The organism is Candidatus Brocadia sinica JPN1, assembly GCF_000949635.1.
Lineage (GTDB): Bacteria > Planctomycetota > Brocadiia > Brocadiales > Brocadiaceae > Brocadia > Brocadia sinica.
Window position 1 is genome coordinate 3,339,455 of record NZ_BAFN01000001.1, and the last position, 19,492, is coordinate 3,358,946.

A 19,492-nucleotide genomic window follows, 5' to 3' on the forward strand; every position below is an offset into this window, starting at 1 on the left:
ACTATTAAAACACCTTCTGAAGACAAGATTCGTATTGTTTCTTCAGTTTCGTTGAACTGTGATCTTGGCATGAAAAGTCGGCGTTTTTGCACAAGATTATTTGACATAGACTGCAATGATTCTATAGCTTCATGTCCTAACTTTGAATTCTTTTCAACGGACCCCTCAAAGAAGAGTTTTATAATATGAAACTCTGTAGGGATTGATGAAATTGGAGTTTTACTGTAAATTTTCTCATAAAGTTTTAAGTTCTGCGGATGAGGGAGCAACCGTTGCTGATGCGCGCCAATATTCCTGACATTAATCCTCCATGATTTAAGTATTGGTTTGGCGTCTCTTTCAAAACAAAGCGGTGGTAGTGGTATTTTGACCTCCCATGAACGATTCCACAACTGCGGGTCGTATTCAAGATCAAAGTCTCTACAGGCTAGAACGACAGTAACATTTTCTATTGAAATAACTTTATCAATAAAACATCTTTTGTAAATTTATGGGAAACGTTTAAGCGAGCACTTTGTTTCGTAACTAAGTTTTTTACGAAAGAATATGCGTGATTATGTTTGAGAAAGGGTCGTTTTAAATCATTTCTAATAACCTCTTCCCAGTCTTCAAAGGTATGATGATGACCTATTATGATCTGATTCAGGATGTTGAAAGCTTCTTCGCATGAGATATCAAGAATGCGTTTGAAATCATCAAAAATCTCTTTAACAATACCAGAGGCATTTGAATTAAACGTGGAGAAGTTTTCGTATAAATGTACGGCCTCTTTTAGCTTCTGAAGGACTCAAAAAGGGGTTCTTGAATAAAGATGGATATATCCAGTGGGGTCTTTTTTAATTGATTTTTAGCCTTGGAAAGCATATCTTTAAGGTCGGACAATCTCCACGCTTTATGGTCAGTTTGGTTTTCTTTGCCTGGATATAAACCTTATGTTCATTTTTATAATCAACTACAATATCTTCAATTAATATTCGTTCATGAGTTTTTGGAGATGCAATGGCTTCCATTTGCACCACTCAGCAGAGAAATACTTTAAGGCATTTATCGTTGCCCACGATCTCGAGTTTGAGAAGATACACAACTTAATCAGCTTGCTGAAGATTTGCAGTAAAAAAGAACCTGTGCTTTCATCCCTCCTTTCTGGATGTGAGTTTCTTAATACATCATACATTGATACTCGCTATCCTGTTCACTGGCCAACGAACTATACAAAAGAAAAGTCGTTAAAAGCCAGAGAAGTTGCTGTAAAAATCGGAGAAACGATAAAAGAATTACTAAAAAGGCTGGTTATGTTTAACCAACTCTTTTTGAGCGGTATTACCGCGGGTAGTATTTATGCTCTTATCGCCCTCGGTTTCACCATTATTTATAAAACTGTCTGATTCTTCCATTTTGCGCACGGCGTTGTTTACGTGGCTGGCGCTTATTGTGCCTACCGCCTTTCCATATCCCTTGGGATAAATTCGGTCATTTCTTCTTTCCTGTTTTTTACGTCACTTGTTCTCAAACCCATATACGTGTTCAAAATAAACCCGTAATATCTCCGCTACGCTCCATGCCTGTGAGATACACCCCCGGGGTGTATGCGGAGGATCTCCATCAAATATCTCAGAAATAGTCCCCAGCCCCGCTTCAAATAAGTGTGCATAAAATGGCTCGAGTAATCCCTTGATATATTTTGGGGTATCTTTACTGCCTGCGTACACCATGGCGTAGGCTGAAATGTAAGGGCCTATCAGCCATGTCCATACCGTACCCTGATGATATGCCCTGTCCCTCTCATACTGATTTCCATGATATTGATTGATGTAGTCTTTATCTTCCGGTGACAGGCTTCGCAAGCCATACGGTGTTAATAAATGTGTTTTTACTATTTCTATCACGCTCCTCTGCCTTTGTACGGATAGCATCGAATATGGCAGGCTCACGGCAAATATCTGATTCGGACGAATGGCCTTATCCTTCATTTCACCATTGATACAGTCATAGAGATATTGTCCCTTATCAAACCAAAATATGTCATGAAATGATCTACTTACCTTTTGGGCCAACGAATGATACTCATTACCTTCCTCGTTCAAATTCATCTCACGAGCAAAGAAGTCCATGATTTTCAAGGCATTATACCATAAGGCATTGATTTCCACTGCCTTTCCCCTGCGGGGAGTCACAACCCAATCCCCCACCTTTGCATCCATCCACGTTAGTTGTACTCCCTCGGCGCCTGCATGGATTAACCCATCTGAATCCATATGAATGTTATATCGAGTCCCTTTCCTGTAATACTCAATGATCTCCTTTAACACACTATAGAGATCCTTACGAATAGTCTTTAAATCCTTTGCAAAGCGCAGGTACTGGTATACAGCATGAATGTACCACAGCGATGCATCAACGGTATTGTATTCAGGCGTCTCGTCATAATCGGGGAATCGGTTGGGTATCATCCCCTTGTCAACAAACCGGGCATAGGAAAGTAATATCTCTTTGGCTTCTTCAAATCTGCCCCGTATGAGGGTAAGACCGGGTAATGAGATCATCGTATCACGTCCCCAATCTCCAAACCAGTGATATCCGGCAATGATGCTCTTTTTATTATTTCCCCGTTTCACAAGAAAACTGTCGGAGACAGCCAACAATGATTCAACCAATTTGGCAAGGTTATCTAAAGGGGGGTGCTGTCCGGTGTCAGGTCTCCGGTATGTATGTCCCGTCACCCGATTCCTGATCCCTGATCCCTGATCCCTATTTTTTATTCGGCAGCTAACGGGCTCAACTTTGTTTCGACTTCTCCTTCGTTTGATTTCTTTGTTTACTAACTCCGGAACATCTAATGTATCATATTCCTTTGTAGAGGCCACAACATAGCAATCCGTCCCTTTATTCAAATCGAAGTGCAGTGCAAAGGGACTGAAGTGGTCTTCGTGGGCATCCATGCCGCGTTCGATTTCCTTTGGATATTCCATATTTTTATACCAAAATGAAAAATTATCCATTGATTGTGCATTAAAAAAGAGATACAGGGGTGGAAGCGTATTGTAAGGTTGTAAACATATTCCATTTGCCAGAATTTTGTAGTCTGTCTTAAATGACGGATTTTCCTTGGTGAGCCAGTGATAGTCCCGAAACGCTACCATAACTCTCACCTTCAGAGTAAGGGCGGACAACAGTTTGTCTTTGCTGTCCACCTGATAGAGGATTACGGTAGTGTTTTCTCCATGAACCATAAACACGATTTTTTTAACATGTATTCCGTTAAGAAAATAATGGAATGTAGGAAATGGTGTTAAGCTAAACTGGATAAGATTTTTATGTCCAGACGGATAGACTGCATTAGGATAGAGGTTTGTTGACAGTGGAAACTCTTTGTCTTCTATGGAAACAAATTCTTCTACTTTGGAGAGCATTAGGGTACGTCCGAGCGGAGGTCTCGTTGCGGCCATGAGCAGGCCATGATAACGTCTTGTATTGGCACCGATTATCGTAGAGGATGCATAACCGCCAATTCCATTGGTCTCAAGCCATTCCTTTTCAATAGCCGTAGAGACATTATGGCAGTCATCTTCGTTGAATACCATCGTCATTTTATTTATTTTTGTTCACGAGCTTCAGACGCATCATCTCTGCAAAGAGCCCTACCTCATATTCGATGCCTTTGAGAATATCGTTCTCCACAGCAAAGTTAATACACTTCTTCATCTCTTTGAGTGCCCTCGCATCCCTTTCCAGTAAAGTCTTTGCCAGTGCAATGGCATGATCTAAAATTTCTTTGTGAGGTGATATTTGGTTGACAAGACCCCACTCCAGGGCTGTTTCGGCACGAATCATCTTTCCCAGAAACAACATCTCCTTGGCGCGGGCTGCACCTATGTAACGAGGCAAACGCTGTGTACCACCCAGGCCCGGGATAATACTCAATTCAGGCTTTGCCTCCGGTAAACTGAAAAAGGAAAGTTCTGATGCAACGCGCAGGTCACAGAGCATGGCAAGTTCCAGGCCTGCCCCAATTGTAACACCGTTAATAGCGGCGATAACGGGTTTTTTGCAATTTTCAATTTCTACGAACATCTCATGTGCGCGTTTGAATCGTTCATAGTTTTTTTCGGCAACAAGGCCAGAGATCCATGAACCAAAGAGCTCGTCACGATCGGCGCCATCGCTAAAGACCCCCCTGAGTTTACTGGCAATGATAACAGCGCCAATCTTGTCATCTCCCTCGTATTGATCCATTTTGTCGTAAATCGCGTCCACAAGCCATGAACCTATGGAGTTGCGTGGGGGTTTTTTCATGGAGATAATGCCAATGGACTTGCCATTATCTCCGGAAATTTCTTCAAACTCGATGTGGTTATAACCAGAGTTGTCACCCCGGTTCATGCGGATGTCTTTCATCAGTTAAAAACCTTTATTTTAACAATCTATCCGTTATAAAACTCATTTTATATCTTTAATGCCACTTCAAAACCTTCGTGGATGGCCTCCAGGGCAGTACGTACCTTAACGCAGTCACCAATAAAGTATGTTTCTGAAAATTTTCCTTCTATTTGCTTCCGGAGTTCATTATTGGAGCTGTATCCCACAGCAATGATAACGGTATCGGCCTTGATAAAATGTTCTTCCCCGTTCTTCTCATATAGTATTCTGCTCGTACCATGTCCATTTTCACCGGGGTTGGTTACAATTTCTTTTACTTGTACTTCGGTTATTTCTTTGACTCCAGCCTCTTTTAATTCTTTGAGAATAATCCATCGTGTGGAGATGCCAAATCCGCCTCCTATTTTTTTCCTCATTTCCAGAATGGCGACATTTTTGTTTCCCCTTGTTGTGTACTCAATTACATCTTTGGCATCAATCACCTTTTGCCTGAGGAGAAAGCAGGCCACATCTGGCCTCATTGCTCCCTGTTTGGCCACATGCAAAGCTACTTCGCACCCAACCGTTCCGCCACCAATAATGACTACATCCTTTCCCGCAGATACCTTATTGTCCAATACATCGCTGGCAATATATACATTTTCCCCTTTTATTCCAGGGAGATTGAGGGTTATGGGATTCCCGCCTGTAGCCACAATTATCGCATCAGGGCGCTCTTCTTTTATAATCTGGAAATCTGCCTCCGCTCCGGTTTTTATCTTTACCTTAAGCTTTGAAATCTGTCTTTCCAGATACGTTTTAATATTTTGTATTTCTTCACGTCCGGGGGGAATAAAGGCGTATCGTAATTGACCACCCAGCTGGTTATTTCTTTCATAGAGTGTAACTTCATGTCCCCGTAATGCCAGAACGCGGGCTGCCTCCATTCCAGCAGGTCCACCACCCACGACTACAACTTTTTTGGGTTTGTTCGTTTTGGTAATTTTATATTCACCCTCGTGTCCTACCATTGCATTATACATGCAGGAAACGGGCTTAAAATTGAGCAGGGAATCGAAACACCCTTGATTACATGCGATACATGTCCTGATGTCATCAAGTTGCCCATGTTCATATTTATTTGGTAATTCAGGGTCTGCGATGAGCGGTCTTCCAAGAGACACCATATCGGCCTGTTCATTATCTAAAATCTCTTCAGCCAGTTTAAGATCATTTATCCTTACCGAGGCAATAACAGGGACTTTTACACGCGATTTAATCTTCTCTGAAAGAAATGCATAAGCCATCCGCGGAATAACCATCAGCATGATCGGCGTCTTGCTCTCATGCCAGCCAGGAGATACGTTAAAGACGTCTACACCTGCCTGCTCTAATATCCTGGCAATTTCTAAACTCTCGTCTATCTTGAGCCCTTCTTCTACAAAGTCATCCCCTGACATCCTAAAAATGATGGGATAATCCTTCCCGACAGTCTCCCTTATCGCAAGAACCATTTCTCTGGCAAAACGAGCCCTGTTTTCAAGGCTTCCACCGTATTCATCGTCACGTTTGTTGGTAGCTTTTGAGAGGAACTGATTAATGAGGTATCCCATTCCGCCGTGAAGTTCCACAGCATCGAAACCTGCTTTTTTTGCCCTCACGGTAGCGCTGACATAGTTATCAATAATAATTTTGATCTCTGGGACCGTTAAGGCATGAGGTTCCTGCTTAATACTTCTATGTGTTAGCGAGGAGGGTGCAACAGGTTGCATCTTTGTAAAAAAAGACGAGGCGCTTCGGCCACCATGGAGTAATTGTGCTGCCACGCGGACGTTATACACATGAATGGCATCGGTTAGTTTTTTTAAACCCGGGATGAGTTCATCCTTGTCCAGTCCAATAATACTCTTCCAGACCTTACCATTCATTTCCGGATAACAACCACCCACGACAATAAAACCTACACCTCCCTTTGCCCGTTCAACGTAAAAATCGATGATCTGGTCGTTAATGGTACCGTCTGAGGTAAATCCCAGATCCATGGCAGACATGATTAGCCGGTTTTTTAAAGTCATTTGACCAATATTGATTTTGTTAAACAGTTTGCTCATAATTCATTTCTTGGATAAATCAGGACGCTGATTTTCATAAATGGACACAATACGTATTTTGTAAATCACTCTTTAAAATCCTTACTTTATCAATAGCTATACATTTTTGAAAACATTACTCTATTTACTAATGAAAGCTACCTGCGGTATGTAATGAAGTGACCCTTTAATCGTTGAGATAGTCAATGACCACTATTTTACAAAGGGCAAGGGAATAAGCTGAAGGTTTTTTGTAGCAATATATATTATCCTTCTTTGAGAATTTTTATAGAAAGTGTAGCAATAGTTGTAAGTGATAACGTACTCTCATTTTGAAACGCCAAGCACCTTGGGATTATAAGGCTCACATCCACTTTTGTCAAGTGTATCCTTGCAGGAACGCAATATCACATTTCCAATTAAGAAATTTTTATTGTGCCGGTAAGGTGTGGAATACGAGTGAAAAGGGGTAGAAAATAAAGAAGGGGGTAAAATCTATAAACACAGCTACAAACTCAAAGGTATGATTTGCATTCACCTTTCAATGGTGAAACGCCAAAGATAAATTTCCGGATAGTTTTATCACAACAATTTCGGATTTAAACTCATTTATGCGTAAACATCTACATTTTTACCAACCCCTTCGGGATTGATAAAACTCTCATTTGCCTGTTTTTGTTCTTCGATAAGCTTTAATACCGTTTCCCCCTGCATCTTCATTAAGTCCATAGCTTTTTTAACCATCTCTATATTATTATCAATGGACATTTTTGACGTAATGTTGCCGACCATAATGGTTGCCTCCTTAATTTGTGTTGTTGACTATGGTTTATAACAAAAATATCGTATAGTATCTTAAAATATCGGAACATTTCAGAAATTGTTTAGTACTTTTCATAAAAATATTTTGACATTTTGAGGGCACTTCTATCACAATGATAAAAATAAGTAGAGGCAAAAAATGTTTTTGTATAATATTCAAGTACAAGTACGCTGTGCATAATTTTTAAAGTAAAAATTACAGTGATTATCAATCCTGAACAAATCAAGACTTTTGTTAATACAATCTACCCTTACCTTGGTGTAAATAAACAGCAAGAGGTCTCCCGGCTTCTGTTTGAGATTGCCAAGCGTGAACGCATCGATTATACAGAGGTTGTTGGGTGCTTGCCAAAACCACCAAGTCGATTTTCCCTGCTGAAAGATTATCTCTTGAAACGGCGTTACCCATCTCTTGCCGTTAAGGGCAACAAAATCAGGCCATCTTTTTCCGATATTAGCATTAATCCGGCATTGCAAGTGGATGTTACTTTGAAACCACAGATCAAACCCAGAAATCTGTTCATAGAAGAATCTGTTTTGCATACTGAAATGGTTAAAAGGGTAGTGGCTCAATTTCCAACAAGCGATATTGAAATAATCAAGACTTACAAAGAGCATACAGAGAAGAAACAGTTTAGAATCGAAGACTATAACCGAAGGTCAGAGAATTTTTACCTTGTGCGCGAGAACTATGATTTCTATAAACGGTGTCCGTGTTCCAGCAAATCCGCATCGTGTGGTTATTTTATTGTTAATCTGGGAAGTGGATGTGTGTATGAATGCTCCTATTGTGTTTTGCAGGATTATATCAATTCACCCGGCATTATCCTGCCTGTCAATATTGAGGACTTTTTTTTGGCTTTTCAGAATTTGAAGCATGACATCCGTTGCGGCTCGTGCGAGTTAACCGATTCTCTGGTCTTCGACCACATTACAGGATACTCACCGCAGATCGTCGAATTCTTTCGGCGCTATCCCAAAAGCACGTTCGAGTTTAAAACAAAGAGCGATAATATTGGTCTTTTGACTTCGGTGCCAGGGGCAAATAATATAGTCGTCTCCTGGTCGATGAACCCCCAGCATATTGTGGAAACCGTTGAATATTTTACCGCTACGTTACCCCAACGTTTAGCAGCTGCGCAGAAATGCGTTGATTGCGAATACCGGGTCGCCTTCCATTTTGACCCGATTATTTACTACCCAGGATGGGAAGCCGATTATGAAACATTGATTCATGACATCTTTAATGCCATCGATGGAGGAGATATCGCCTGGATAAGTCTTGGAACACTGCGCATGACACCACGACTGAAAAAGATCATTGAAAATCGTTTTCCGGATAATACGATACTCGATGAGGAATTTTTCGTTGGCCACGATGGCAAACTCAGATATCCACGGGATATTAGGGCTTTCATATACAAAAATATGACATCCTGGATTCGCAGGCGCTGTAAAGACGTTCCTGTTTATCTGTGTATGGAAGAAAAGTCAATGCGCTTAGACCAAGGAACTTAGCTAATGAACTTGATTGTATAGAAAGTTTCATTTTATTTCTGCGGATTTGCGGTAGGGTAGATGAAACGAGAGCGAATCCATCAATACTATTTCACGGGAAGGTGAATTCGGCGTATAAACCAACATCAGCACTATGGTTAAGTCTGATATTTTAAATCCGGCATTATACTTGAAATCAATCAATAGTGGAGATACTTTGAAAACCCTGTCGTTGAATATTCTCAGAATAACAAAAAACATTGTTTGTTTTATGGCATGCACTATTCTACTTCTCGTCCTTTTCGGTTGTGCGCAATCACCGCAGCATGATGAGATAGAAGCATATTTCAGAGTGCTTGACAAAATTAAAGTAACAAAGAAAAGACAAATGATCGACTATTTTAGCAAAATAAAACAAACGGTTCATGAGGTGGACAGGGACGAGAAGATATTACATTGTTTCACTGTAATGAGAAACTATTGTAATTCAAATCCAATGAGGACAGATGCCCCATCTCTCTACAAGTTAGAGTACGAAATGGATGTGCATTATGTAGAGAAATACGGAGATTTTTATGATATTCTTTTTATAGACAATAAGGGTTTTGTTTTTCACAGCATCAAACATGAGGCTGATTACCACACAAATCTTTTTACCGGACAATTCTCTGATACGCAACTGGCAAAACACATGAAAAATAATCCGGATAGCGAATTCGTGGATTATGAATTTTATTCTCCGTCAGACGAGCCAGCTGCCTTTTTTCTGAAACCAGTACAGGAAAACAATGAAATGCTTGGGTGGTTGGCGCTCCAATTCCCTATCAATAAAATCAACGCCATACTTTCTGACCATAAAGGTTTGGGAAGGACTGGTGAAGTTTATCTGGTAAACAAAAATAAACTCATGCTGACTGATTCGAGGTTTATTGAAGACAGTACTATTCTAAAACTGAAAATCGATACAGATGCTATCAGATTAGCCCTTACCAGAGAATCCGGGAAAATGATAATAAATGATTACCGGGATGTAAGGGTTCTCAGTTCTTTCGAACAATTTGATATCTTCGGGCATTCATGGATAATCATAGCTGAGATTGACGAAGATGAAGCTGTTTCAAATCATTATCAAAAATATAAAAAATTCTACCTTCCCAGGATAGTAGAGTATTATACCAACATAGCTTCCAAAATGAACACATCTGGAAAAGAAATGAGCAGGAGCATAAAAGGGAAAAGGGTTGATATGAATGAGTTCTGTATGACAAGATCAGGGGAAGTACTTGAAACGCAAGGAGTCGGGCCGTGTACTTCAATAATCATTTATTATCCCAAAAAATTTGGATATCTTGCCCATATTAGTCCAAAAGATGAAATTTATCAAAAATCTTTACTGCTAAAATATTTGCCATGGGGGGAAAAAACGTGCTTTCTGGAAGAGTTAGTAAAGAGAATACAATACTACGATATATATCCATATCAACTGAAAGATCTTCAATTTGTCGTAATTGCTACCCATGATAAGAGCCTTGAAACTATTATTGATCAATTATTTAATATGGGAGTAAATCTTGCTCAAATAAAGTTTTTATATAATCCATTGGCAAATTATGCAAATGTCGCGTTCAATCAGTCAGATGATTCTGTTTATGTTGAATGGCTGGCCGAAAATCGGAAAAATGCCTCCTTTTTTGAAAATACCTCCACTATTGATTCAATTGGAACCATGGTAAAAAAGATAACAGTTCAATGATTCAGGAGTAAATCAGGCATCCAGCAGCCTTTCTGAATCACCAAGACACCTTGTTGCAGGGAAAAAATTATTTATCATTCGATCTCATATTTTTCGGTCTCACATCAAAAATAGTTTGTGGCCCGTGCGGATACATTCCCTGACTTACCATCCCCATCATATTGTGGTCATGGGCTATGCTGATACCAGGTCCGTAATTGCATGACGAGCATCCTCTCATCGAAGAGGAATCAGGAATTTTATAGAAAATGTCATATCGCTCACCCGATCCGATAAGTAAAGTATCTTTTTCATAGGGATAGCTTAACTTTCTCCCATCTGTCCCGATTACCAAGCCATGAAACCCGTGCGGATGCCATGCAAATATATGGTTATACCCCACGGCCATTAATCGAATCAAAACCGTCTCACCTTCGTATGCGACAATCCTTGTCTTAGGGTCATTAATCGTGGACAAAGGATTGGTCAAATTATCCGTGAATATCCTGCCATTGAGCATAAAATAATTTGACTTCCAATCCAATCCACGCCGTATGTTTCCTTCTGTCCTGAGCATCTCCATATATTCACTATCAACTTCGCTCATAATAAGCGTATATTCTCTGTCAAATTTATATCCGTAGATTTCATTTGGCTTTTTTTCCAGTATCAAAGGGAAATACATCCCTGCCATGAGATGATTGGTGGTATCCACATGGCAGTGTCCCAGGTACGACCCTTCAATATCTTCCGGTATTGTTAACAAATACCGGTACTTTTCTCCTGGAAATACAGGAGTATATGGCAGGTTTGGCACACCATCATAAGCTGGGATTAAATCCAATCCATGGAAATGGATGGTGTGAGGAACGCCATGAATCCCGGAATGTTCCTCAATTTCATAAAATCCAGCATTGTGCAACACGACGACGTAGTTCTTACCTGACGTGAGACGTATCTCGTCACCAGGCACTTTTAGTGGCAGTAATTTTCCATCCCTTTCTTCTTTTGTTTTAATTTCTCCGGCATCGGCAAAATCCTTTGCATGTGCAAACCCCCAGAAATAGATAAATTCTCCGTCGGCCATTTCCTGATAACCATCTGTTGCATACAGATGAAATTCCCTTTCTACCTGTCCCTTTTTACTCAATTCCGAGAAAGCCTCTTCCAAATTCTGGTCACCAGGTATGAGTATCTCTTCCGGAGAAGCCGTTACGGTAAAACAAAATACCGTTGCAATGAAGAGATACCACAGTGAGTGCTTTCTCTGCATACACTTTGTAATAAACTCGAAATATTTCCTTTTATGAGACATTGCGCCTTCCTTTGGCAATAATATATAGAAAAAGCCTCTTATCTAAGTGAATTTTCCATTATTATTAAGACAAATACCTGGCGTGGCCGCAACCAAATTAACCTCTCTTTACGCCCTTGTGAATAGGGGATGAAGCAAGGCGAACTTAAGTTCGCTCTACTGCATAGAGTAAAAACTTGCTAAAATTTGTCCTCATGAAAATGGGGAAAAGAAGTTTTTTACCTCCCCTTGCTAAGGAGAAAATCGGAAAAGTTTCAATTCTATAAGCTGGTAGACTGGAGGACTAGCCTCCAGCCCCAATCGTCGCCGGAAGCACTGGACAACGTGCAGTGCTTCCTTTTAACCATACGTCTTTCTCGTAGTTAGCGACCCCACAGCGTTGCTCTCGAATAGAGAAAAGTACCCTATCATGATTTAGCACATACCTTAAGAAATTCTCGTTCAAATGAGAGTAACCCCAATTTGAAGAAACGGTGAGTAGGGAAACGTTTATTGTCTGTTCTCCACTTTCTTGAGAACTTGAAGCATCGAAGCCTCATCCGTACCCAACAGTCTAATGAGCGATAAAGTTTCTTCACATCGCCCAGCCGAAAGTAATTGACATGTCCCCGTATCACAGGGTTTAATCTATCAATGACGGCTGTAAGGTTGACGCCTTGTGTGCGTCTGGTGATGTCTCTGATGGTGTTCCTGATTTTCATCAGGACAGGCTCTTGAGTTTGTCCAGTGATTTCGTGCTTATCCCTTTGTAATTGCCAGAGAAATTGTATCCGAGAAACCTGAAGCCTCGTTTGAAGTTGGTGAGTTTGGTTTTATCCTTGCTCAACTCCAATCCAAGCTTCTCTTCAATGATTTCTTTGACGTAACTCAGGGCGGCAGGGAGTTCTTCTTTGGTTTTTGCCATGACAACGAAATCATTGGCATAACGGACAAACTTATATCCAGCCTTTTCAAGCTCCTTGTCAATGATGTCACCGACAAGGTTGGCAAGTAAGGGGAAAATGACGCCTCTTTGCGGAGTGCCTTCGGTTGTCTTATGCACGATGCCATCTTCCATGACACCTGCCTTAAGCATATTTTCAATACTGTTCAAAACCCATCCATCAGCGATCTTTTCACGCAGCCTATCCATGATAAGCTTATGTGGTATAGTGTCATAGAATGCCTTTATGTCGGCATCAAGGACACTGGTATACCCCTCTTGCTTATACATTTCAAGCCGTTTGATAGCGTCATGACAGCATCGGTTTTGACGGAATCCAAAGCTATTATCCGAGAACTCTTTCTCGAAAATAGGTTCTATGATTTGTCTGAACGCCTGCTGTATTACCCTGTCTTTAACAATAGGTATGCCAAGAGGTCTCTTGTCATGCTTGCCTTTGGGAATATATACCCGCAGTACAGGCGAGGGTTTGTATACGGTGGTTTTTAGCTCCTTGTGAATATTCATGATATTATTTTCAAGGTCACTTTCAAACTGCTTAATACTTACCCTGTCGAGACCGGCTTTCCCTTTGTTCTTCTTTACGTGCCGAAAAGCAGCATAAAGGTTCTTAAGACCGAACACCTTATCTCGTAATGAATGATACTTAAGCATCTCTCGATAGTTTCCTTTTGATTGATTTCCGAAACCATACTTCTCAACCGTGTTTCCTGATTGTTTGGATATCCTTGTCTTACACCCCAAGAGAGGCTCCTGGCGCTATCCATGTATGATTAAAGAATATCCTCATATCATTGAACGTATTCAATCTGTCACGTACATCAACTCCACTATGGTTATGCCCCTTCATCCTGAAACCAGTTCATGACTATTATGAGCAATGCTGACGGCTTTAAAGATAGTCGTTTGAGAGAAACGGTCTATCACCATCTCATACAGATTGGATTTCGGATTGCCCTTATACCGCACTGTTAGGGACTCATGTCCCAAGATGTAAGCGCTCTCCCTCGGTCATATGGATTACCCATCCCCGTTTTCACGAGGACATGTTTTCCCTTCGTGATGTATGTTCTAATGCATTATCCAGAGATGTATTCGCCTAATCTCTTTCGACATCTTCCGCAAGGACATTGCTTGTGCTTCACCAGGGAAGGGAGGTTGGCGCGAATAATACGCCATACTCATACACCCCAAAAGGTCATCTGTACCTCGTAACTCCGTCATATCACCTCACGGTGGGTACGCTATCTTTCTACGCATACGGATTGCTCCATTGTATGTGCATAGGTACAAACTTCTCTACGAGGAATTAGGCTCGCAGAGGTGGTATTTTCAACCACTCAGGTATTCCATACTTCAAGGCACGCCAACCCTATACCGGTTTACTGTCCCATTCTTTAATTTCTTTACATACCTCTGCTTCCCTATTCCTTCATCTCTTTGATCTTGTCCTCCTCTCTTGCAATTTTTCCTTTGCCTTTGCTCCTCACATTACTCCCTCTTTAAACATATCTTTTTTTCGGGTGTTGAATAATCCATGAATGGCTTTTTCAATCTGCTTTTAACCGATTCCTTTAACAGGAAAATCTTTTACCACCTCCCATTACTGATTACTGATAAAAGTATCCTTGCTCCCTTTTCCCTTACTCCTTTCTCTGGTGAGTGGAACAGTTTCCATGTTGTTTTTGGTTTTTATAAACCACTTTGTGTCTCTTTGGTTCCCTGCTCCACCCACCGTTTTATTGAAACCTAAATTCTGCAAATGATTTTCGCGCCGCGAAAATCGCCCTTCAGCAATAGCCTTTCCGGACAAAAATCAATAATAAACCTCAATGTTTAGCGATTTTCTGAGCTACTCAGTTTCATTATGAACAAAAAGAACTGGGAAATAGTCCTGATTTAACCATTCGGAGCGACAAAACCGGCACGGAGGTATACCATCCCCTTTTGCAGTATTCTCAGCACACTGAAATAACGCTGCATTGGTCAAAAATTCACCCGTACGTAAATGACCCGCATTCATCTGACTCTTACACTCTTCTATCCACGTCTCACACGTAGCCCTCTCTCCATACGAACCATGCGCCTCTATCGGACTTAACCGCTCTGTCGTAACGTAACAGAAATACTCGTACAGGGGCAGAGGAAACAACCCCCTCTCGATTTTGACCAACTTCCTTACTGCTTTTGTTTCTCCAACAAATGCCATTAAATACTGATACGCCTTCTGGCCCTTTTTCTTAGGATTGTATCCAACCTCTGCTCCTTCCTGATTCCCATATACTCCATCCACGGTTGAATCAACGTCTATCCACATATCGCTCAGCGCACTTCTCAATCTGTGACCTGAACGCACCGCCCGTTTCCACACCTGTCCCCTGAATCGATGGATTATCCCTGTCAGCTCCACAATATCCCTCTGCGTTACCAGCTTCATCATACGTCCTATTGTCGTATCTACAGGATTCTTTTCCATCCCGCCATCTTCATCAGTACCTCATCTGCCCATACCTTCGTTATCTGCACCATCGAGGTCGCTCCGGCTATCAAACCGATTACTGCCATTTGCATGGCATCAACAATCTGATACTGGGCATTTGCCCCCCCGCTCCTTACGGATTGCCTCTTGTACTCTCTGCCTGAATAACAACTTCCCCATATTCCCCATACATAAAGGTTAGGACTGGTAAGAGTGCTGCGTGTACTGTTAATCCCTTCCCACTCATCTCCGTCTTGATTTTCGGTTGTCTTCTTTCCCCGTTTTGTGCTATAGTCTTCATTGAAAAGGTGAACCTCCTTTTAGGTGTTTTTATTCTTAAAATACCTTCAATTCCCTTGGAGATTCTACCTTTTCTCGTCTAATCCTGCAACAAGGCTTTGCCTTGTTGCAGGATTTAGGTTATTAATAATTATTTTTATTTTTTGTTTGACACAGATGTGATTATGCTGTATTTTACACTAACACACTAACACACTAACACACTAACACACTAACACACTAACACACTAACACACTAACACACTAACACACTAACACACTAACACACTAACACACTAATTATATAGAAATACATTTCGATAAGGGCAAACCCTGAGTAATCAGGGGACGCAAAGTAAAGGGTCTTTAAACATACAGGGAAGTAGTTTAAACAAGATAGCCTTACTGCCGAAGATGTTTTTATGAATATCTTTGCAGTAAGGCTTTTTTATTTGAATGTTAATTGGGGAGTAAGAAAATGGCTATTCGACATAAATTAATATTAGGGGCGATTTCTTTCACCGGCATATTAGGATTTTTATTCATTCTGTCTTTTCCCTCTTTTGCGCAAGAATGGGGAAGTATTAGCATTGGGGCAGATACAGATGGAGCATTGGAAGTATCTCTAGAGAATAGTAAGATAAGACTGAAATATGGACGTTTTTTCGGCGGACACCATTATGAACATGCGATCAAGGATCTGGTGATCAAGAGTGTCAATGAGGATCAGGCAGGGTTTTACCTTGATGCATGCGCTAATCGTGGAACACTTACAACAGCGGTTGTTGTGCAGGATGATGCAAATGTCAAGACCGTTCGACTCGAGTGGGATAATGGAGCCAAGGTGTCAGAGGTATCAATCTATCCAGACAGTCATTATATAAAAACGAAATACCTAAAGTATGGCACAAATATTGTGGACCAGGGATCTCCTGGAGGCGGTGGTAGTAGTAGTGGGGTGTACGAAATATATGGCGCGAGTGAGTGGAAAAGGGGTTACGTAATTTATCCCAATATTTATTTTGATCGGTATCCGGGTGATGTGGGTTACCAAAATATTACCGAAATAGACCAACCTGGGCCTCTGGATTATCACGGGTGGTTTATCATGGGTGTATACAACGAGGCAAATGGGAGAGGATTTGGTAGGGTAGCGCCTGTATCGCAGATAGACATTATAAAGCTTTTGTGGAACAAAGGCTTTGAACTTTGCCCTACTTTTAACAGGACACATTCACCCTACACCGCATATTTATTTGTCGTGACGGGAGGAGGCGCCAATGAAATACTCTCGAGAGGGAAAAATCTTGCTGATGGTTTGGGAGATAATGCATCGCCCACTGTGGCTATTACCAACCCGACTGAGGGGGCGACATTTACAACACCAACGGACATAACGATAACGGCAACGGCCTCGGATATTGATGGTGTCGTGAGCAAGGTTGAGTATTACGCGGGGAGCACAAAACTTGGTGAAACAACTTCCGAACCTCACATTCTCACATGGAACAATGTAACCGCTGGCAGTTATATACTCTCAGCAAAAGCAACAGATAACGATGGAGCAACGACGACTTCTAGCGCAGTGAATATTACCGTTTTTAAAGCCGGTATGGTAGGGTACTATAAATTTGATGAAGGGAACGGTACTATCGCTATTGATTCTTCAATCTACGGAAATAATGGTACCATCAATGGGGCCACATGGACAACCGGCAAGAATGGTGGGGCGTTGAGTTTTGATGGGATTGATGATTTTGTGTCGGTTCCACGTATGAATCATGACGAGATTTCCATTGCTGCATGGTTCTATAAAAATGCAAATGATACAACAAATATTGATGCCATATTCGGTGGATATAAATGGAATTCAGACGTACAACTGCGGGAGGGGTTTGATTTGAGATTTAACAAAACTATTCCCAATAAGCTTCAATTTATTCTCGTGACGCAGGATGGAAATGGGAATAGGATACAGAAAACCGCGATAAAGGATTTAGTCAATTCAGTTGGTAGTTGGTATCATGTAGTTGGCACTTACAACAAGGCTACAGGGGAACAGAAGCTTTATGTAAATGGGCAGCTGGTTAATACCCAATACCATCCGGCGGGAAATACGGTCGTGCCATTGACATATTATTCTGACATGAAAATAGGAAATTCTGGCAATAACGGTTACTTTAATGGCGAGATTGACGACGTCCGCCTTTACAATCAAGCCTTGGCCAACCAGGAAGTACAAGATTTGTATAACACCTTTAGCACGGGTTTGCATGCCCGCTATACATTCGATGAAGGAAGTGGGGTGACTGCAACCGATACATCAGGTAACGGCAACGATGGCGCTATCAATGGGGCCACATGGACAACCGGCAAGAATGGTGGGGCGTTGAGTTTTGATGGGATTGATGATTTCGTGTCGATTCCTCTGATGAATCATGACGAGGTTTCCATTGCTGCATGGTTCTATAAAAATGCAAAGGATACAACGAATATTGATTCAATATTCGGTGGCTACAAATGGAATTCAGATGTGCAACAACAGGAGGGTTTTGATCTGCGATTTTATAAAACCACACCCGATAGGCTTGAATTTGTCCTTGTGACACAGGATGGAAGTGGGAATAGGACGCAGAAGGCTGCTGTGAAGGATTTGGTCAATTCGGTGGGTAGCTGGTATCATGTAGTTGGCACTTACAACAAGGCTACAGGGGAGCAGAAGCTCTATGTAAATGGCCAGTTGGTTAATACACGAAACCATCCCGCAGGAAATACGGTTGTGCCATTGACATTATATTCTGACATGAAAATAGGGCAATCAATGATTAGTAACGGTTACTTTAATGGCAAGATTGACGACTTCCGCCTTTACAATCAAGCCATGACCGACCAGGAAGTACAAGATTTGTATAATGCCTTTAGCACTGGTTTGCAGGCCAGCTATCCGTTCGACGAAGGGAGTGGGACGGTTGCTACTGATGCGTCTGGCAACGGCAACGATGGCGCCATCAGTGGGGCCACATGGACAGAGGGGAAGAGTGGAAATGGGTTAAGCTTTAATGGCGCCAGCGATTATGTATCAATTCCCCGCATGAATAATGAAGAGCTTTCTATTGCCGCATGGTTCTATAAGTATGCAAATGATACAACCGCTGTTGATGCCATATTGGGCGCATGGAAATGGAATTCTGATGTGCAATTTAGGGAAGGTTTTATTGTGCAATTTTCCAAAACAGCGCCTGATAAGCTTCAATTTATCGCCGTGACACAAGATGGAAACGGGAATAAGACGCAAAAGACCGCTGTAAAAGATTTGGTCAATTCGGTGGGTAGCTGGTATCATGTAGCAGGCACTTACAACAAGGCTACAGGGGAGCAGAAGCTCTATGTAAATGGCCAGTTGGTTAATACACGAATCCATCCCGCGGGGAATACGGTTGTGCCATTGACATGGTATTCCGATATGAGAATAGGGCACTCAATGAATGGTAATGGTTACTTTAATGGCAAGATTGATGGCGTTAAAATCTATAATCGTGTCTTGACCGACCAGGAAGTGCAGGATTTGTATAATGCCTTGTGAGGCATTTGGTTTGCAAATGCGACCAAAATGAATCGTCCTTTAGCCCCTCCTTGCTAAGGAAGGGGCTAAAGGATGGTAAAAAAGTGTTTCCCATTGAAATTATTTTGAGAGGAGAATTTGTCTCTATAAGGAGAAAATGGCAATGAAAAAATTCACTTTATTGGCTGTTACATTAATGCTGTCGTTAATTTTTAATTTTATTGTAGAATCGAAGGTCAATGGCGAGGCGCCAGGAACTCCTGCTGACCTTGAGGCGACGGCTGGAAGCGGCATGGTTAACCTCTCATGGGACAGTGTTGCTGGAGCAACCGATTATAATATACCTAAATTCTGCAAATGATTTTCGCTATGCGAAAATCGACCTTCTATAATACCCTTGCTAGACAAAAATCAATA

The 19,492-nt window shown here is 41.4% G+C and carries 12 protein-coding genes, 1 pseudogene and 1 riboswitch; of the genes and pseudogenes, 5 read left to right on the forward strand and 8 right to left on the reverse strand.

What is annotated here, in order from left to right; all coding sequences use genetic code 11:
* Window positions 1–980: 980 nt before the first annotated feature.
* Window positions 981–1,385 (forward strand): HEPN domain-containing protein, encoded by a 405-nt coding sequence (locus BROSI_RS15285; protein WP_082059240.1) that lies wholly within the window; start codon window positions 981–983, stop codon window positions 1,383–1,385.
* 111 nt (window positions 1,386–1,496) lie between these two features.
* Here the strand turns inward: BROSI_RS15285 and BROSI_RS15290 are convergent, their stop codons facing one another.
* The 4 genes from BROSI_RS15290 to BROSI_RS15305 form a co-directional block, all read right to left on the reverse strand.
* Window positions 1,497–3,587 (reverse strand): amylo-alpha-1,6-glucosidase, encoded by a 2,091-nt coding sequence (locus BROSI_RS15290; protein ID WP_052564640.1) that lies wholly within the window; start codon window positions 3,585–3,587, stop codon window positions 1,497–1,499.
* Between the two features lies 1 nt (window position 3,588).
* Window positions 3,589–4,395 (reverse strand): enoyl-CoA hydratase/isomerase family protein, encoded by an 807-nt coding sequence (locus tag BROSI_RS15295; protein ID WP_052564641.1) that lies wholly within the window; start codon window positions 4,393–4,395, stop codon window positions 3,589–3,591.
* A 47-nt stretch (window positions 4,396–4,442) separates the two neighbouring features.
* A complete protein-coding gene (locus tag BROSI_RS15300) occupies window positions 4,443–6,467 on the reverse strand; it encodes an oxidoreductase (protein ID WP_052564642.1) in 2,025 nt (674 codons plus the stop codon).
* Between the two features lie 588 nt (window positions 6,468–7,055).
* A complete protein-coding gene (locus BROSI_RS15305; protein WP_052564643.1) occupies window positions 7,056–7,238 on the reverse strand; it encodes a putative motility protein in 183 nt (60 codons plus the stop codon).
* A 231-nt stretch (window positions 7,239–7,469) separates the two neighbouring features.
* On the opposite strand from BROSI_RS15305, the gene BROSI_RS15310 reads away from it, so the two are divergent.
* Both BROSI_RS15310 and BROSI_RS15315 read left to right on the forward strand, forming a co-directional pair.
* A complete protein-coding gene (locus BROSI_RS15310; protein WP_052564644.1) occupies window positions 7,470–8,786 on the forward strand; it encodes an SPL family radical SAM protein in 1,317 nt (438 codons plus the stop codon).
* Window positions 8,787–8,955: 169 nt separating this feature from the next.
* Window positions 8,956–10,518 carry a cache domain-containing protein gene (locus tag BROSI_RS15315; protein WP_157842561.1) on the forward strand — a complete coding sequence of 521 codons (1,563 nt, stop codon included), beginning with the start codon at window positions 8,956–8,958 and terminating at the stop codon, window positions 10,516–10,518.
* 67 nt (window positions 10,519–10,585) lie between these two features.
* Here the strand turns inward: BROSI_RS15315 and BROSI_RS15320 are convergent, their stop codons facing one another.
* From BROSI_RS15320 to BROSI_RS19265, 4 genes and pseudogenes are all read right to left on the reverse strand, one after another.
* Window positions 10,586–11,812, reverse strand: a complete 1,227-nt coding sequence (locus tag BROSI_RS15320; protein WP_052564646.1) for a multicopper oxidase domain-containing protein — start codon at window positions 11,810–11,812, stop codon at window positions 10,586–10,588.
* Window positions 11,813–12,219: 407 nt separating this feature from the next.
* Window positions 12,220–12,513, reverse strand: a complete 294-nt coding sequence (locus tag BROSI_RS21470) for a group II intron maturase-specific domain-containing protein (RefSeq protein WP_082059241.1) — start codon at window positions 12,511–12,513, stop codon at window positions 12,220–12,222.
* Window positions 12,513–13,499 carry a group II intron reverse transcriptase/maturase gene (gene ltrA / locus BROSI_RS15325; RefSeq protein WP_052564647.1) on the reverse strand — a complete coding sequence of 329 codons (987 nt, stop codon included), beginning with the start codon at window positions 13,497–13,499 and terminating at the stop codon, window positions 12,513–12,515. The genes BROSI_RS21470 and ltrA overlap by 1 nt, the downstream gene beginning before the upstream one ends.
* A 1,216-nt stretch (window positions 13,500–14,715) precedes the next feature.
* Window positions 14,716–15,535: pseudogene (locus BROSI_RS19265) on the reverse strand (transposase); the annotation flags it as partial.
* 293 nt (window positions 15,536–15,828) lie between these two features.
* Window positions 15,829–15,926, forward strand: a riboswitch (cyclic di-GMP riboswitch).
* Between the two features lie 65 nt (window positions 15,927–15,991).
* On the opposite strand from BROSI_RS19265, the gene BROSI_RS15340 reads away from it, so the two are divergent.
* Both BROSI_RS15340 and BROSI_RS15345 read left to right on the forward strand, forming a co-directional pair.
* Window positions 15,992–19,096, forward strand: coding sequence for a LamG-like jellyroll fold domain-containing protein (locus BROSI_RS15340; RefSeq protein ID WP_052564650.1), 3,105 nt, complete (start codon window positions 15,992–15,994; stop codon window positions 19,094–19,096).
* Between the two features lie 142 nt (window positions 19,097–19,238).
* Window positions 19,239–19,436, forward strand: coding sequence for a hypothetical protein (locus tag BROSI_RS15345; RefSeq protein ID WP_052564651.1), 198 nt, complete (start codon window positions 19,239–19,241; stop codon window positions 19,434–19,436).
* Window positions 19,437–19,492 lie beyond the last annotated feature (56 nt).

Excerpts from the sequence above, each read along its gene's own strand:
- BROSI_RS15285 (WP_082059240.1), top strand. The coding sequence starts at position 981 with ATGAGTTTTTGGAGATGCAATGGCTTCCATTTGCACCACTCAGCAGAG.
- BROSI_RS15290 (WP_052564640.1), bottom strand. The coding sequence starts at position 3,587 with ATGACGATGGTATTCAACGAAGATGACTGCCATAATGTCTCTACGGCT.
- BROSI_RS15295 (WP_052564641.1), bottom strand. The coding sequence starts at position 4,395 with ATGAAAGACATCCGCATGAACCGGGGTGACAACTCTGGTTATAACCAC.
- BROSI_RS15300 (WP_052564642.1), bottom strand. The coding sequence starts at position 6,467 with ATGAGCAAACTGTTTAACAAAATCAATATTGGTCAAATGACTTTAAAA.
- BROSI_RS15305 (WP_052564643.1), bottom strand. The coding sequence starts at position 7,238 with ATGGTCGGCAACATTACGTCAAAAATGTCCATTGATAATAATATAGAG.
- BROSI_RS15320 (WP_052564646.1), bottom strand. The coding sequence starts at position 11,812 with ATGTCTCATAAAAGGAAATATTTCGAGTTTATTACAAAGTGTATGCAG.
- BROSI_RS21470 (WP_082059241.1), bottom strand. The coding sequence starts at position 12,513 with ATGAAAATCAGGAACACCATCAGAGACATCACCAGACGCACACAAGGC.
- BROSI_RS15340 (WP_052564650.1), top strand. The coding sequence starts at position 15,992 with ATGGCTATTCGACATAAATTAATATTAGGGGCGATTTCTTTCACCGGC.
- BROSI_RS15345 (WP_052564651.1), top strand. The coding sequence starts at position 19,239 with ATGAAAAAATTCACTTTATTGGCTGTTACATTAATGCTGTCGTTAATT.